This is a genomic window from Embleya sp. NPDC001921 (genome assembly GCF_053594475.1).
On sequence record NZ_JBSFEO010000007.1, the window covers coordinates 120,771 to 136,486 of the forward strand.

Consider the following 15,716-nt stretch of genomic DNA (forward strand, 5'->3'; position numbering starts at 1 on the left):
GGATCACCGCTCCCGTTTCGCGACTCGGTCGGCGATGCCTTCGCCGACGATGCCGAACGCGACGACCGCGACGACGATGCACACGCCCGGGGCGAACGACGGCAGCAGCACGTTCTGGAGCAGCGCCGATTGGCCCTCGTTGATCATCGATCCCCAGTCGGACTCCGGGGGTTGCACGCCGAAACCGAGGTAGGACAGCGCGGCGAGGTCCATCAGCGCGTAGCCGAAGTTGATCGCCGACTGGGCCAGCACGGTGGGCGCGATGTTGGGGATCAGGTGCTTGACGCAGATGGTCCAGCCGGACCAGCCCTGGACGCGATAGGACTCGATGTACGGTCGGGCCTTCTCCTGCGTGGCGACCGAGCGCACCAGGCGCCCGACGTACGGCGTGTACGCCACGCTCATCGCGATCACCGGCGCGGTCAGCCCGCCGCCGAAGACCGCCACGAACAGGATCGCGATCAGCAGGCCGGGGAACGCGAACATCATGTCCATCGAGCGGGACAGGACCGCGTCGATCCAGCCGCCGCGCCACGCGGCGGCGACACCGAACACGATGCCCAGGGCGGTGGACAGCACCACCACGAACAGCGGGCCGAGCAGGCCGGTGCGCGCGCCGTGGATGAGCCGGGACAGGATGTCGCGGCCGGACTGGTCGGCGCCGAGCAGGTGATCGGGCGTCGAGCCGGCCAGCGTCGCGGACAGGTCCACGGCGTTGGGGTCGTACGGCGCGATCAGCGGCGCGAACACCGCGACCAGGACGAGCAGCGCGAGCACGACCACGGCGCCGACGAACAGCGGGCCCTGGCGCAGCGCGCGCAACGCGCCGAAGCCGGGCCGGCGAACGACGCCACCGGTCTTGCCGGTTCGACCGGGCTGATCACCCGTGCCGCTGACCGCGGCCTCGCCGCTGCCGCCGGAGCTACCGGCCCCATCGGCCTTGTCGATCGAAATCTTGGTCACGAGGCACCTCGCCCGGTCAGGGAAAGCCGGGGGTCGACGAGCGGTTGCAACAGGTCCACCAGCAGGTTGACCAGGACGAACGCGGCCACCGTGAGCAGCGTGACGGCCTGCACGACGGGGAAGTCCTTGACGTTCACGGAGGTCACCAGGAGCGAGCCGACCCCGGGGACCGAGAACGCCGTCTCCACGATCGACGTGGTCACCAGCAGGCCGGCGAGCATCGTGCCGCCGACCGTGACGATCGGGCCGAGCGCGTTGCGCAGCACGTGTCGCCGAACCACCTTCGACTCGGCGACGCCGCGCGCGCGGGCCACCTCGACGTGCTCGCGCGAGAGTTCGTCGAGCATCGAGGAGCGGGTCACCCGGGCGAGCAGCCCGGAGAGCGTGAACGCGAGCGCCACTGCCGGCAGCGTGAGGTGCTCGACGCGCCCGCCGAAGCCCGAGCCGCCACCGAAGGTGGGGAACCAGCCGAGCTTGACCGCGAACAGCGAGACCAGGCCGATCGCGGCGACGAACGCGGGGGTCGCGGTCGCGACACCGGTGCCGATCAGCACGAGCTTGTCCACGAAGCCGGGGCGCAGCGCGGCGAGGATGCCCAGCAGCACGCCGGAGACGATCACCAGCACCGCCGCGTAGCCGATCAGGAACGCGGTCGTGGGCAGGCGCGAGGAGATCAGGTCGGCGACGTCCTGGCGGAACTGCACCGAGCGGCCGAAGTCGCCGGTGCACACGTCGCCGAGCCACTGCGCGTACTGCGACAGGAACGGGTCGTCCAGGTGGTACTGGAGACGCACGGCTTCCTTGGCCTCCGGCGTCGCCGGGTGGCCCTTGAGCAGGAAGGTCACCGGATCCCCGGGGGCGAGGTGGATCGCGCTGAAGACCAGGAACGAGGTCACCAGCAACACCATCGCCAACCCGAGGAAACGGCCCAGGAAGTAACGCGCCATCAGCCTGCGGCTCCGACGGTCGCGGCCCACGGCCAGTACAGCTGCGCGATGCCGGGCGCGGCGCCCGTGATGCGCTTGTTCATGAACACGTTGTGCGGCGGCTCGAAGAGCGGGATCGAGACGAGGTCGCGCATCGCGATGTCCTGCAGCTTGGACGTGAGGTCCGAGCGCGCGGCGGCATCGGCGGTGCCGGCCGCCTGCTCGTAGACCTTGTCGTATTCGGGGTTGGAGTAGTTGCCGTAGTTGGCGAACGCCCCGGTGACCATCGACTCGTAGAACTCCAACGGGTCGGGCGTGTTCGTGTAGCCGCTGGTGACGACCAGGTCGATGCCCTTGCGCGCCTCGGGGTCGGTGAACAGCGCCGTGTAGGCGTCCGGGGTGACGGTCTTGAGCTCGATGTCGAGCCCGATCGACTTGCCCGCGGCCTGGATGGCGTTGGCCGAGACGGTGATCTCCGGCGCGAGCGAGCTGGTCGCAAGCACGATCTTCTTGCCCGCGCCGCCCCCGGCGTCGGCGACGAGCTTCTTGGCCGCGGTGAGGTCCTGCTTCACCGGCGGGAGGGTCGCGAAGTAGGTCGGCGCCTTCTCCGGGGCCAGGCCCCACGCGCCGATCGGGGTGAGCCCCTTGGCCTCGTTGGCGACCCCGCCCGCCGCGGCCTTGATCAGGCCGGTGCGGTCGATCGCCAGGGACAGCGCCTGACGCAGCTTCAGGTCACCCATGGTGCCCTGCAGGTTGGTGACGGCGAGCAGGTAACTGCCGGTGTTGGGACCGAAGTAGAGCTTGCCGTTGGGGGAGTTCCGCAGGCGCCCATAGGCACTGGAGGGCACCGTGTAGCCGCCGTCGACCGAGCCCGAGATCAGCGCGTTCACGCGCGCGGACGGGTCCTGGATGAAGACGAACTTGAACGCGTCGGCCTTCGCGACCAGCTTCGCGTCCCAGTACTTCGGGTTCTTCTTGAGCGTGATCGAGTCGCCCGGGGTCCACTTGTCCAGCGCGAACGGCCCGGTGCAGTTCACCCCGCCCTGCGGGTTGCCGTAGTCCTTGCCGGCCTTCTCGATCGAGGCGGCGCTCTCGACCGTGCCGGGCGAGGCCGCGAGCATCGAGTTGAGCAGCGCGTCCGGCTTGGTCAGCTTGATCGTGACCTGGAGCGGGCCGGTGGCGTCGATCGAGGCGACGTTGCGGAAGGCGGTGCCCCAGGCGGACGCGAGTTCGGGGTCCAGGTGCCGCTTGAGGCTGGCGACCGCGTCGGCGGAGGTCATCGGCGTGCCGTCGTGGAAGGTGACGCCCTCGCGCAGGTTGTACACCCAGGTGAGCGGGTCCGGGTTGGTGTACGAGGTGGCCAGGCCGGGCTCGATCTTCATGTCCGGAGTGGTCCGCAGGAACTGCTCGCAGACGTTCGCGAGCACGGTGTTGATCGGGTAGTCCCAGGCGTACAGGTAGTCGAGCGTCTGCGGCTCGGCGTACAGCGACCAGGACACCGAGGGGATGTCGCCCTTGGCCGCGGGGGTGTCCGGACTCACCTGGAAGCCGCCACCGGGATTCGCGTTGTCGGACTTGCCACCGGAACAACCGGCCACGGCCGCGGCCGCGACGACGACTGCCGCGACGGATCGGAGCATGCGCAAGAGAACCCACCTCTTTCCAGGGGGTAGCGGGGCGCTGGAGTTCTGTGGAGTATTGATGCGGGAACGTTCCCGCACAAGGGTTTGCGGGAACGGTTTTCTGAAGGTCATGGCGCTGTAACGCGAGCGTGACTCAGGGCTCGGCAGCCGGCAGCATGGGGCGTCATGAGCACTCCACCGCTTGGCGGCGGCAAGCGTCCCGCGCCCGTACCCCGGGTCCGCCTCGTCGACGTGGCCCGTGAGGCGGGGCTGTCCAAGACCACCGTCTCGGCCGCCCTGAACGGCACCGGCCGGCTCTCCGACGCGGTCCGGCTGCACGCTCAGGAGACCGCACGCCGACTGGGCTATCGGCCGAACGCGACCGCCCGCCTGTTGCGCGCGGGGCACGCCCGGCTGATCGGGTACGCGGTGCGCGAGTACGTGGAGACACCGTGGTCGTACATGGAGTCGCCCTACTTCGCCCAACTCACCAGCGCCACCGCGCAGGCCGCGCTCGCCCACGGGTACGCGCTGGTCCTGCTGCCCACCCACACGGCCCGGGACGAGTGGGCGGACCTGCCGCTGGACGCGGCGGTGGTGGCCGATCCCCTCGCCGAGGACCCCTTGGTCGAGGACTTCCTGGCGGCCCGGATCCCGGTCCTGTCGGACCGCCGCCTGGAGGGCACGGCCGGCGCGCACTGGGTGGACATCGACCACGAGGCCGCCGTCCGCGGCGTCCTCGATCACCTGGCGGCGGGCGGCGCGCGGCGGATCGGCGTGGTGGGCGCACACTCCACGTCGTTGTTCTACGAACAGGCTCTGACGGTGTATCACGCGTGGTGCGCGGAACGGGGGTTCGCTCCCCTCGTGGAGCTGACCCGGCGTCCGGGCAACCAGGCCACGCGTGCCGCGATCGACCACATGCTGGCTCGATCCGACCGCCCCGACGCGCTCTTCGTCCTCACCGAGGCGAGTCCGCCGCTGATCCTGGAGACCGTCCGGGCCCGCGGCCTGAACGTCCCGCAGGACCTGCTGATCGTCTGCGTCAGCGACGACCCGACCGCCGCCCAGACCGACCCGCCGATCACCACGCTCAGCCTGCGCCCGGCCGAAATCGCGGCCGCGGGCGTCGAGTTGCTGATCAGGGCGCTGGAATTCGGCGACCCGACCCCGACCGGCCGCGTCGTCCCGACCCGGCTCGAAGTCCGGGACACGTCGCGGCGAAGCGGGGATCATGGGTAGTGGGACCGGGGCGGCAAAACCGCTGCCCCGTCGGCAAACCCATTGCCCCGATGCCGAGTTCGGCCTTCGTCGGCCGCTTTGGCCGGCTCCGCCGGATGGCCGCCGCCCGGGCCGCCCGAGCAGGGCCGCCCGAGCAGGGCCGCGCGGCGTCGAGACCGCACCAAGCCCGACCACCCCTCGGGCCTTCGTTCGTCCGACCCGGAGGAAACGCCGTGATCGAGTCGACCCCGACTCCCACCGCCGCCGCGCCGACAGCCGTGCAGGGGTACAGCCCGCGCACCGGGGCGCCGGTCGGTGAGCCGCTGCCCGCCGGCACCGACGCCGATGTCGAGCGTGCCGTCGCCGCGGCGAAGGCGGCCGCGCCGGCGTGGGCCGCGCGCTCCGGCGCCGAGCGGGCCGAGGTGCTGGAGGCCGTCGCCGACGCGCTCGACGCGGCGCGCGCCGAACTGGTCGCCGTCGCGGACGCGGAGACCGCGCTGGGCGAGCCGCGGCTCACCGGCGAGGTCGGCCGTACCTCGGGCCAACTGCGGATGTTCGCCGGCCTCCTCCGCGCCGGCACGCATGTGGGCGCGGTGCTCAGCCCGGCCGATCCGGCGCTCGCAAGGCCCGACGTACGTCGCATGCTGCACCCGATCGGCGTGGTCGCGGTGTTCGCCGCGAGCAACTTCCCGTTCGCGTTCTCCGTCGCCGGCGGCGACACCGCGTCCGCGTGGGCGGCCGGCTGCCCCGTGGTGGTCAAGGTCCACGAAGCGCACCCGGCCACGTCGCTCGCGGTCGCCCGCGTGGTGCGTACCGCGCTGACCGCCGCCGGCGCGTCCGCCGACCTGCTCGGCCTGGTCGCCGGTCGCGCCGCGGGCGGCCCGCTGGTCACCCACCCCGGGATCGCCGCCGTCGGCTTCACCGGCTCCCTCGCGGGCGGGCGGGCCCTGTTCGACCTGGCCTCGGGCCGTCCCGACCCGATCCCGTTCTTCGGCGAACTGGGCAGCGTCAACCCGGTCGTGGTGCTGCCCGGAGCCGCGGCCGAACGCACCGAGGACCTCGCCGCCGGCTACCTCGGCTCGCTCACCCTGGGCACCGGACAGTTCTGCACGAACCCCGGGCTGCTGTTCGTGCCCGAGGACACCAAGCTCCTGGACGCCATCGCCACGCGGGCCCGCACCACGACCGGCGGCCCGATGTTGTCCGCCCGGATCCGCGACGCGTACGAGGGCGGCACCTCGGCGCGCGCGGGCCGCGAGCTGGCCCGAGGCACCGCCGCCGAGGGCGCCTGGGCGGTGGCGCCGGTGGTCTGGCACGCCGACCTCGCCGAATTCCTCGCGCACGCGGCCGAGCTGACCGAGGAGACCTTCGGCCCGGCCGGCCTGGTGGTCACCTACACCGACGAGGACGCCCTGCTCGCCGCGCTGGACCGCCTTCCGGGCAGCCTCACCGGCTCGGTGCACGCCGTCGAGGCCGAGCACCCGCTCGCCGCCCGGGTCGGCGCCGCGCTGCGTCCCCGCGTCGGCCGGCTGATCCACAACGGCTGGCCCACCGGCGTCGCGGTGTGCTGGGCGATGCACCACGGCGGTCCCTGGCCCGCCACCACCGCGCCGGCGCACACCTCGGTCGGCGGCACCGCGCTGGAGCGCTGGTTGGTGCCGACCGCCTACCAGGACTGGCCCGACGCCCTGCTGCCTCCGGAACTGCGCGACGCCAACCCGCTGGGTGTGCCGCGAGTGACCCAGCCCTGAACCCGCGGCGGCGCCGGGCCCGGGAGCGGACCGAAAGGCGACCGGGGCCGCGTGTGGGTGGGCGATGGGCCGCGTCGTGCGCGCGGCGGACGGCGTTGTCCACACAGCGGCCTCGGGTGTCACCGACAGCTCTTAGACTGCTCGGATGACAGCGCTCGACGACGGTCCCCAGATCAGCGAAGCGCTGCAGGTTCTGCATCGCGTCTTCGGTTACGACTCGTTTCGCGGGAGTCAGCAGGAGATCATCGACCACGTGATCCAGGGCGGCGACGCGCTCGTCCTGATGCCGACCGGCGGCGGGAAGTCGCTCTGCTACCAGATCCCCGCACTGGTGCGAAAAGGTGTCGGGGTGGTGATCTCGCCGCTGATCGCGCTCATGCAGGACCAGGTGGACGCGCTCACCGCGCTGGGAGTGCGCGCCGGGTTCCTCAACTCGACGCAGAACCCGGACGAGCGGCGCATGGTCGAGTCGGAGTTCCTGGCCGGCGAGCTGGACCTGCTCTACCTCGCGCCGGAGCGGCTGAAGGTCGACGCCACCCTGCGGCTGCTGGACCGGGGCACCGTCTCGCTGTTCGCGATCGACGAGGCACACTGCGTGGCGCAGTGGGGCCACGACTTCCGGCCCGACTACCTCACCCTCTCCCAGCTCCACGAGCGTTGGCCGGACGTGCCCCGCGTCGCGCTCACCGCGACCGCGACCGAGGCCACCCACGCCGAGATCGCCTCGCGGCTGAACCTGCGCCAGGCCCGGCACTTCGTGGCCAGCTTCGACCGGCCCAACATCCAGTACCGGATCGTGCACAAGGACAAGCCGCAGAAGCAGCTACTCGACCTGCTGCGCGCCGAGCACGCCGGCGACGCGGGCATCGTGTACTGCCTGTCCCGGGCCTCGGTGGAGAAGACCGCCGCGTTCCTGGTCGACAACGGCATCGAGGCGCTGCCGTATCACGCGGGCCTGGATTCGCGGGTGCGCGCCGCCAACCAGTCCCGGTTCCTGCGCGAGGACGGCATGGTGATGGTCGCCACCATCGCCTTCGGGATGGGCATCGACAAGCCCGACGTGCGCTTCGTCGCGCACCTGGACCTGCCCAAATCGGTCGAGGGCTACTACCAGGAGACCGGCCGCGCCGGTCGCGACGGGCTGCCGTCCACCGCGTGGCTGGCGTACGGCCTCCAGGACGTGGTGCAGCAGCGCAAGATGATCGACGGCTCGGAGGGCGACCTGGCCCACCGCCGCCGGCTCGGCACACACCTGGACGCGATGTTGGCGCTGTGCGAGACGGTGGAGTGCCGACGGGTGCGCCTGCTCGCCTACTTCGGCCAGCAGAGCACCGCGTGCGGCAACTGCGACACGTGCCTGTCGCCGCCGGCGTCCTGGGACGGCACGATCGCGGCACAGAAGGTGTTGTCGACAGTGTGGCGGCTCAAGCACGAGCGGCGCGGGCAGAAGTTCGGCGCGGGCCAGATCGTGGACATCCTGCTCGGCGCCAAGACGGCCAAGGTGATCCAGTTCGACCACGACACGCTGCGCGTCTTCGGCATCGGCACCGAATTGGGCCGGACCGAATGGATGAGCGTGGTACGGCAGTTGCTCGCGATGAAGCTGATCGCCGTCGAGCCCTCGTACAACGCGCTCGTGCTCACCGAGGAGAGCGAGGAGGTGCTCGGCCGACGGCGCGAGGTGATGCTGCGCCGGGAGCCGGAGCGGCCCGCCCGCGCGGCGAAGGCCGACAAGGCGGCCAAGGGCGGCAAGGGCAAGGCCGCGCCGGTCGAGCTGCCCGCGGAGGCCGCGCCGATCTTCGAGGAACTGCGCGCGTGGCGCGCGGCCACCGCGAAGGAGCAAGGCGTGCCGGCGTACGTGATCTTCCACGACGCGACGCTGCGCGAGATCGCCGGCACCCGGCCGAGCACCCTGGCCGAGCTGGGCACGATCAGCGGCATCGGCGAGAACAAGCTGGCCAAGTACGGTCAGCCGATCCTGGACACGCTGGCCGGCTCCACGGCGGCCGGCGCCGCGCCGGCGCCCGCTTCCGTACCGGCACCCGCACCCGCACCCGCGCCCTCGGCCGCGTCCAGGCCGGCGCCCGCGCCCGCGCCTGCCGCCGAACTCACCCGGGAACCGGTGCCCGAGCTGATCCGCGAACCGCTGCCGGACTACCAGCCCGACTACCAGAACGACTACGAGCCGGACTTCGAACCGGAGCCGGAGTACTACCCGGAGTTCGAGCCGGACCCGGACTACCGAGGCTGACCGATCGGGCCGGGTCGGGGCGGGCGCGAGCCCGCCCCGACCCGGCCCGACGCCGCTCGGACCGAAGCCCCCGAACGCGAAAGTGGCCGGCCCCGGGAGTCGATCCCCGGGCCGGCCACTCTCGAAGCCGTTCGGTCAGCCCTTGTGCGCCGAACCGTCGCCGCCCTGCTCCGCGTCCAGCGCGGCCAGCTCCGCCAGGAAGCGCTCGATCACGTCGCTGTCGGCCACCAGCGTGCCGACCGGCTCGCCGAGCACCTTGCCCGCCAGCTCCGTGCCGATCAGGCCCAGCTCCGCGTGCAGCGACGCACTCGCCAGCGCGATGTCCGCGTCCAGCCGCTCGTGGCCGGAGGTGACCAGCTCGTCCTTGATCCGCTGCCCCTCGGCGCGCGCCTCGGCGATCAGCCGGGCCCCCTCCTCGGAAGCCTGCTGCCGGACCAGCGCGGCCTCCTTGCGGGTCTCGACAATCTGCGCGCGCAGTTCGGCCAGCGCGGCCTCACTCTCCGCCTGGAGCTCCGCCGCCCGATCGAAACCGCCTTCGAGCGCCTTGTGCCGCTTGGCGATCGTGTCCGCGATGCGCGGCAGCAGGATCTTCGCCAACACCGCGAAGACCAGGACAAAGGTGATGAATCCAAAGATCAGTTCGGCGATATCCGGCTTGAGAGGTCCCATGACTGGAAATCCTCGAACACGGCCGAGAACAAATCAAGTTCCGATCACCCCCGCGACCACTCCCAGTGTTCGCCGAGCTCCGCCGCGCAGCCGCCGGGCCGGCCCGCGGCCCGCGCACGGCCCGCGGAATCGGTTCGCCGGATCACCGCGGCGAACCCGACGCGACCCGGCCGTCACACCCGTCATAGCCGTCACATCCATCATCTCCGACCCGGCCATCACGCCCGCCCCGCCCCGCGTCCTTCGCGCTCGGCGAGAGCAAGGCCGACCCCATCGCGCCCGTCACGCCGGAAAGTCCAGCAGCACGATCGGCTCCCCGCTCGGCTCCGCCGATCCGCCCGGCGGCTCCACCGTGACCCCGACCCCCGACGCCCGCTCGACCGCCGGCGCGAGCAACGCCGTACCGGGCCGGATCACCCCGATCGAACGCATGCGGCCGTTGTCGTTGTACCAGCCCTGATACACCCGCGCGTCCGGCAACGTCGGCAGGCCGGACATCAGCAGCACCGTCCGGTCGAGCGCGCGGGACACGATCACCCGCGCCGTACCGCCGCCGGCCACCGGCGCCGACGCCTGGACCGCGTCCGGCGCGGCGAGCACCGCCTCGATCCGCGCACCGCGCTCGCGCTCCGAACTCACCGCGCGCTCGGCCTCGCGGGCGTCCCGGTACTGGTCGATCGCGACACCGCCGAGCGCGCCGAGCGCGGCCAGGCACGCGGCGAGCACGAATGCCGTGAAGCGCCGGACCCGACGCGGCGCGGTCCCCACGACCGGCGGTCGCACGGGCACCTCGGGCGGCAGTTGACGTACGGTCACAATGCCGTCCAGCACCCGCCGCCTGAGTTCCGCGGACGGCGTCTCGGCAACCGCCGAGGCCAGCCGCGCGGCGGTCTCCCGAAACTCCCGAACCTCCTGCGCGCAGGCCGGGCATACGGTCAAGTGCTGCTCGAATTCCCGCTGTTCGTCCTCATCGAGGGCGTGCACGGCGTACGCCCCGGTCATCGTGTGCAGGTCGGCGGGGGTCATGTGCCCACTCCCAGGCAGTCGCGCAGGCGGATCAGGCCGTCCCGCAGGCGGGTCTTGATCGTGCCCAACGGCACGTCCAGGAGGCCGGCCACCTCACGATGGGTACAGCCTCGGTAGTACGCCAGGGTCACCGACTGCCGCTGCAGCTCGGTCAGGGTGCGCAGGCAACGCCGCACCTGCTCGCGTTCGAGTCGGGCCTCGACCTCCTCGGTCACCTGGTCGTACTCGGGCGTGTGGTCGCGTACCGCGGTGCGTTGTTCGCGATCGGTGGCCGCCTGGGCCGAGCGCACCCGATCGACCGCGCGGCGGTGCGCCATGGTCAGGATCCAGGCCATCGCGCTGCCCTTGTCGGGCCGGAAGCGGGCGGCGGTGCGCCACACGTCGAGCAACACCTCCTGCGCCACCTCCTCCGATTGCGCGGGATCGCGGACCACCCGGCGCGCGACCCCGAGCACCGCGCCGATCACCGCGTCGTACACGACCGCGAAGGCCTCCTGATCCCCCTGCGCCACACTCGCGAGCCGATCCTCCAGGGTCGGCCCGCGACCACCCGACGAGGCGATGTGCACGGCGGTCCTCACCCGTCCTCACCACACATCCCGACACCAGGGCCCCCGACGACCCGCGCCGCGTAACCGCACAACCCGGAGCCGGGCATCCCGAATCCGCGCATCTCGACGCCACGGACCCCGACGCCATGGACCCCGAGGCCGCGGATCCCGAGGCCATGCCTCCCGCCGCCACGCCCGGCGCCGGCGGCGGTGCCACTGTCGCTGCCGGCCCCGAGCCCGGATCCGCCCGCGGCCCCGCACCCGCCCCGGCGGCGGTGCCCGTACCGATCGCCCATGTCCCACTCCCCCTCGCGCCGGCCCGAGGACGTCGCGCGGGGCGGGGGTGCCCGAGCACTCCCGAACCACGCGTCCGTCCGGCACCGGGTGAGGCTCGGATCGAACCGCGTCACACCGGCGTCCGCCCCATATTCGGTGCCGAACGTCGAACGGATTGGTGCCCGCGCCGGTCGATTTCCGATCGACGGGGGTCGGTCCCGATCCACCCGGGCCCCTCGATCGGGTCGGCCCGACCCGATGCGGTGAACGACCAATCCGCACGACCGTCGGCCGCGAATGGCCCGACGTGAAGGGAATCAGAACTCACCGATGGACGCGGGCCGGAGCGGGCGCGCTGAGCGGACTGCTGTCCGCCGGCGCGGCGCTGGCCGTCGCCGGACTGGGCGCCGCGTTCGTCCGGCCCGAGGCGGGTCCCCTTCCGGCCGTCGGGGGAGCGGTCGTCGACCGCACTCCCCCGGCGGTCAAGGACTGGGCCGTCCGGGAATTCGGCGACAGCGACAAGTCGGTACTGCAATGCGGGATCCTGGTGATCCTCGCGCTGATCGCGCTCGGTCTCGGCGTGTTGTCGCTGCGACTGCGTCGCACGGCGATGGCGGCCGTGTTCGCCTTCGGGCTGCTCGGCGCGTTCGCCGCCTACCACCGGGCCGGCGCCGGTCTCGCGGACACCGTGCCGTCCCTGCTCGGCGGGGTCGCCGGGGCGGCCGCGCTGTGCCGGCTGACCGAACCGGTGGTCCGGGCGCGTGCGGAGGATCGCGCGTTCGACCGCCGGGCCTTCCTGATCACCGCCGGCGCGGTGGCCCTGGGCGCCGCGGTGTCCGGCACCGCCGGCCGGATCGTCGGCGACCGAAAGCGGGCCTCGATCGCCGCGTTCCGCGACCGGATCCGACTGCCCCCGCCCGCCGAACCGGCCCCGCCGCTGTCGCCCGGCACGGATCTGCGGTTGCCCGGCCTGTCCTCGTTCACCACCGCCAACGCGGACTTCTATCGAGTGGACACCGCTCTCGTGGTGCCGCGGGTGAACGTGGAGAACTGGTCGCTGCGAATTCACGGCAAGGGCGTGCGTACGCCCTTGACCTTCTCCTACCACGACCTGCTCCGGCGCCCGCTGATCGAGCGCGACATCACCCTGACCTGTGTGTCGAACGAGGTCGGCGGCCCATACACGGGCACGGCTCGGTGGATCGGCGTACGACTCGCGGACCTGCTTCGGGAAGCGGGCGTACGGCCGCCCTCGCGCGGCGGCCCCGCCGATCAACTCGTCTCCCGTTCCACCGACGGAATGACCCTCGGGACGCCTGTCGAGGTCGCGATGGACGGGCGGGACGCGCTGCTCGCGATCGGCATGAACGGCGAACCGCTGCCGTTCGAACACGGCTATCCGGTCCGGATGGTGGTGCCCGGGCTGTACGGCTACGTGTCCGCGTGCAAGTGGCTCGAGGACCTCGAACTGACCACGTTCGCCGCGTACGACGCCTACTGGGTCAAGCGCACGTGGTCGCGGGAGGCGCCGATCAAGACCCAGTCGCGGATCGACACCCCGAAGCCGTTCGCCCGCCTTCGGGTCGGCACACCGGTGCCGGTCGCGGGCATCGCGTGGGCCCAACACCGGGGCGTGTCCGCCGTCGAGGTCGGCGTGGACGGCGGCCCGTGGCAACCCGCCCGGCTCGCCGAGGTGCCGAGCACCGACACCTGGTGCCAGTGGATGTGGGAGTGGACGCCGACCACGGCGGGCTCGCACCGGATCGAGGTCCGCGCCACCGACGGCGGCGGCGCCGTACAGACCGACAAGCGGGTCGGCACGGTGCCGGACGGCGCCACCGGCCGGCATTCGGTGGTGGTCACCGTCGCCTGACCAACCGCCCCGAGCTGCAAGCCCGGCGCCCGAGCCCGGCGCCCCGCTTCTCACCTTTCACGCGTCATGCCTCACGCATCGACGCCTCACGCCTCACGCCTCACGCCTCACGCCTCACGCCTCACGCCCCACGCCCCACGCCCCACGCCTCAAGAAGGAAGCCCCTGATGAGCAACATCCGTCTTCCCCGCACCATCGCCGCCGTCGCGACCGTGGCCGCGCTCGCGATTCCGCTGGCCGCGTGCGGCAGCGACGACAAGGACGACTCGGCCAAGAAGACGGAGACCTCCGCGCCGGCCGCGGCGCCCTCGTCGGCCGGTTCCCCCTCGTCGGCCGCCGGCGCGCCCGGTGGCCCGAGCCCGGCCTCGGCGCCGTTCGGCAGCGCGTGTTCGGCGGTACCCGCCACCGGCGCGGGCAGCTTCACCGGCATGGCCATGGACCCGGTCGCCACCGCCGCGTCGCACAACCCGGTGTTGTCCACCCTGGTGACCGCCGTTCAGACGGCCGGGCTGGTGGACACCCTCAACACCGCGCGGAACATCACCGTGTTCGCGCCGACCAACGACGCGTTCGCCAAGCTCCCCAAGGAGACCCTGGACAAGGTTCTGGCCGACAAGGCGATGCTCACCGAGATCCTGACCTACCACGTCGTCGGCCGGCGGCTCGCGCCCGCCGAGCTGAACAACGGCTCGTTCGAGACGCTGGAGAAGCAGTCGCTCACCACCAAGGGCTCGGGCGAGACCTACACCGTCAACGGCGCCTCGAAGGTGGTCTGCGGCAACGTGCAGACCGGCAACGCGACCGTGTACCTCGTCGACACCGTGCTGATGCCGCCCGCCTCCTGACCGGCCCGCCGGGCCTGCCACGCCCGCCGGACCCGCCCGGCGCAACCGGCACGCCCGGCCCGGCCGGGCGGTGATGACCGACCGGCGGTCGCGTCCCCGCGCGTGGGGACACGACCGCCCGTCGGCGTGCCGAGTGCCCCCGGGCCTCTCCCTCCCAGGTCCGCGGGCACCGGCCGCCGAGCGCCGGTCGGAACCGCCCCCATCGGTCGGCCCGCACGACCCGGCGCCCCGAGTGCGTCTCCACCCACCACGTCACCGAGGTCGGCTGACCTCGCCGTCGAAACTGAAGCCCCTGTCCAGCCCCCCGCGCCGGACAGTCGTCTTCCGCGTCTTGGGCGGGCTCACCGGTTGATCGGTATCCGTGGCGGGTGGACGTTGATATCCGGGCACGTACACCCACGCGGTCTCGTCGACCTCCTTGGCTCGCACGTGCACCTCCCCGTAGGCCGCGCTCTCCAGGCCGCCACGCTCCGGGACGACCACCGCCTCGTGCCACGAACCGGACACGATCAGCGCCAGACAGGCGCGCTCGGCGGCGGCCAGCACCTCGCGCAGCGGGTCCGCGTTGACCAGTCGGCAGGCGGTGTTGATCGCGCTGCCCGACCAACCGCGGATGTCCTGCACGACATCGCCCGCGTGCAGGGACACCCGCAGCCGGATCCGCGCCTCGTCGCTGGCATGCCGGTCGTGGTTGCGCAGCCCGGCGTGCAACCGGTCGATGAACAGATCGGTCAGGTCCTCCTTGGGCACGTTCGCCGGGATCAGCAGGATCGCGCCGTCGCCGCGGTCCTCGACCACGCACGCGTCCCACGCGATGCCCGCCGATTCGAGCGCGGAGTGCAGCAGTTCGTACAGCCGCCCGCGCACCCACTCCTGCGTCACGTCCGAACGCCGGCCGAATCGCTCGACGTCGAGCACCAGGATCGACATGTATCGCGACTTGGCTCCCACAAGATCCCCCTACCGCCTACCGCGCCGTGCGCTCGCGCGCCTCGCTCCCCGCCCCTCAAGGAGTACTCCGACGGCGGCCGGTTGTACGCGTCAGATGACACACAACGCGTTATCCGTCGGCCCATTCGCGCAACGCGGGCGGATCGGGCACCACGATGCTGCCGCGTCGGGTCCGCACCAGCCCGGACTCGTACAACACGCGCAGCGCCCGAACCACGGATTCGCGCGAGATGCCGATCGCGTCGGCGAGTTCCTGCTGCGTGGTACGGATCACGTACGGCCCCTCGGCGCTGCCCAGGGTGCGATCCGCCAACGCCCGGGCCACCCGGCGGCCGGTGGCCAGCGCGCCGTACTCCACCCGCCAGCGGTCCGACTCGCGGATCCGGGACACCGTGCGGATCAACACCGCGTACACCAACGGAGCGTTCGTGTTGAGCAGTTCGCGAAACCGGGACAGCGGCACCAGTACCGCCACCACCGGGCCCAGCGCGACCACGGTCGCGGACCGGCCCCGCCCGTCGATGCAGGCGAGCTCACCGACCAGCTCGCCCGGTCCGCGTACCGCGATGGTGACCGCCGAACCGTCCGAGGTCGCCCGCTCGATCTTGACCTGCCCGTGCTCGATCAGCACCACGTGACGGGGGTGGTCGCCCTCCATGAACAGCGCGTCGCCGCGGTCGTAGCCCAACCGCCGGCCGGACTCGCGCAGGACGTCCCGGAGTTCCTTGGGCAGCGCCCTCTCGTCCTCGGCCACACCCGCTCCTCCGTCGCCCGTGCCGCCAGAGCTTAAC

The 15,716-nt window shown here is 72.3% G+C and carries 13 protein-coding genes; 5 read left to right on the forward strand and 8 right to left on the reverse strand.

The annotated features are described in order from the left end of the window. Positions 1-3: 3 nt before the first annotated feature. The 3 genes from ACWCPW_RS10635 to ACWCPW_RS10645 are packed head-to-tail and all read right to left on the reverse strand — an operon-like array spanning position 4 to position 3,529. Entirely contained in the window at positions 4-963 is a 960-nt protein-coding gene (locus ACWCPW_RS10635) for an ABC transporter permease (RefSeq protein WP_449761191.1), read from the reverse strand. After that, entirely contained in the window at positions 960-1,910 is a 951-nt protein-coding gene (locus ACWCPW_RS10640; protein WP_449761192.1) for an ABC transporter permease, read from the reverse strand. Before ACWCPW_RS10640 ends, ACWCPW_RS10635 begins: the two co-directional genes overlap by 4 nt. Then, positions 1,910-3,529 (reverse strand): ABC transporter substrate-binding protein, encoded by a 1,620-nt coding sequence (locus ACWCPW_RS10645; protein ID WP_449761193.1) that lies wholly within the window; start codon positions 3,527-3,529, stop codon positions 1,910-1,912. The genes ACWCPW_RS10640 and ACWCPW_RS10645 overlap by 1 nt, the downstream gene beginning before the upstream one ends. Positions 3,530-3,697: 168 nt before the next feature. Between ACWCPW_RS10645 and ACWCPW_RS10650 the strand changes: the two genes are divergently transcribed. From ACWCPW_RS10650 to recQ, 3 genes are all read left to right on the forward strand, one after another. Further along, positions 3,698-4,753 (forward strand): LacI family DNA-binding transcriptional regulator, encoded by a 1,056-nt coding sequence (locus tag ACWCPW_RS10650; protein ID WP_449761194.1) that lies wholly within the window; start codon positions 3,698-3,700, stop codon positions 4,751-4,753. A 212-nt stretch (positions 4,754-4,965) separates the two neighbouring features. After that, the gene (locus tag ACWCPW_RS10655) at positions 4,966-6,483 is read left to right on the forward strand and encodes an aldehyde dehydrogenase (NADP(+)) (RefSeq protein WP_449761195.1); all 1,518 of its coding nucleotides are present in this window, start codon (positions 4,966-4,968) and stop codon (positions 6,481-6,483) included. Between the two features lie 145 nt (positions 6,484-6,628). Continuing rightward, on the forward strand, positions 6,629-8,734 hold the full coding sequence (gene recQ / locus ACWCPW_RS10660) for a DNA helicase RecQ (protein ID WP_449761196.1): 2,106 nt from the start codon (positions 6,629-6,631) through the stop codon (positions 8,732-8,734). A 135-nt stretch (positions 8,735-8,869) separates the two neighbouring features. Here recQ and ACWCPW_RS10665 read toward each other — a convergent pair whose 3' ends face one another. The 3 genes from ACWCPW_RS10665 to ACWCPW_RS10675 all read right to left on the reverse strand — a co-directional run bounded on the left by ACWCPW_RS10665 (position 8,870) and on the right by ACWCPW_RS10675 (position 11,010). Then, on the reverse strand, positions 8,870-9,403 hold the full coding sequence (locus ACWCPW_RS10665; RefSeq protein ID WP_449761197.1) for a F0F1 ATP synthase subunit B family protein: 534 nt from the start codon (positions 9,401-9,403) through the stop codon (positions 8,870-8,872). A gap of 282 nt (positions 9,404-9,685) precedes the next feature. Then, on the reverse strand, positions 9,686-10,429 hold the full coding sequence (locus tag ACWCPW_RS10670) for an anti-sigma factor (protein ID WP_449761198.1): 744 nt from the start codon (positions 10,427-10,429) through the stop codon (positions 9,686-9,688). After that, on the reverse strand, positions 10,426-11,010 hold the full coding sequence (locus ACWCPW_RS10675; protein ID WP_449761199.1) for a sigma-70 family RNA polymerase sigma factor: 585 nt from the start codon (positions 11,008-11,010) through the stop codon (positions 10,426-10,428). The genes ACWCPW_RS10670 and ACWCPW_RS10675 overlap by 4 nt, the downstream gene beginning before the upstream one ends. Positions 11,011-11,563: 553 nt before the next feature. Here ACWCPW_RS10675 and ACWCPW_RS10680 point away from each other — a divergent pair. Together ACWCPW_RS10680 and ACWCPW_RS10685 are read left to right on the forward strand one after the other, a co-directional pair. Next, a complete protein-coding gene (locus ACWCPW_RS10680; RefSeq protein ID WP_449761200.1) occupies positions 11,564-13,129 on the forward strand; it encodes a molybdopterin-dependent oxidoreductase in 1,566 nt (521 codons plus the stop codon). Between the two features lie 167 nt (positions 13,130-13,296). Beyond that, entirely contained in the window at positions 13,297-13,974 is a 678-nt protein-coding gene (locus ACWCPW_RS10685; RefSeq protein ID WP_449761201.1) for a fasciclin domain-containing protein, read from the forward strand. A 252-nt stretch (positions 13,975-14,226) separates the two neighbouring features. Here the strand turns inward: ACWCPW_RS10685 and ACWCPW_RS10690 are convergent, their stop codons facing one another. Then, positions 14,227-14,925 (reverse strand): hypothetical protein, encoded by a 699-nt coding sequence (locus tag ACWCPW_RS10690; RefSeq protein WP_449761202.1) that lies wholly within the window; start codon positions 14,923-14,925, stop codon positions 14,227-14,229. Positions 14,926-15,034: 109 nt separating this feature from the next. Continuing rightward, positions 15,035-15,679 (reverse strand): Crp/Fnr family transcriptional regulator, encoded by a 645-nt coding sequence (locus tag ACWCPW_RS10695; protein WP_395866125.1) that lies wholly within the window; start codon positions 15,677-15,679, stop codon positions 15,035-15,037. Positions 15,680-15,716: the final 37 nt, after the last annotated feature.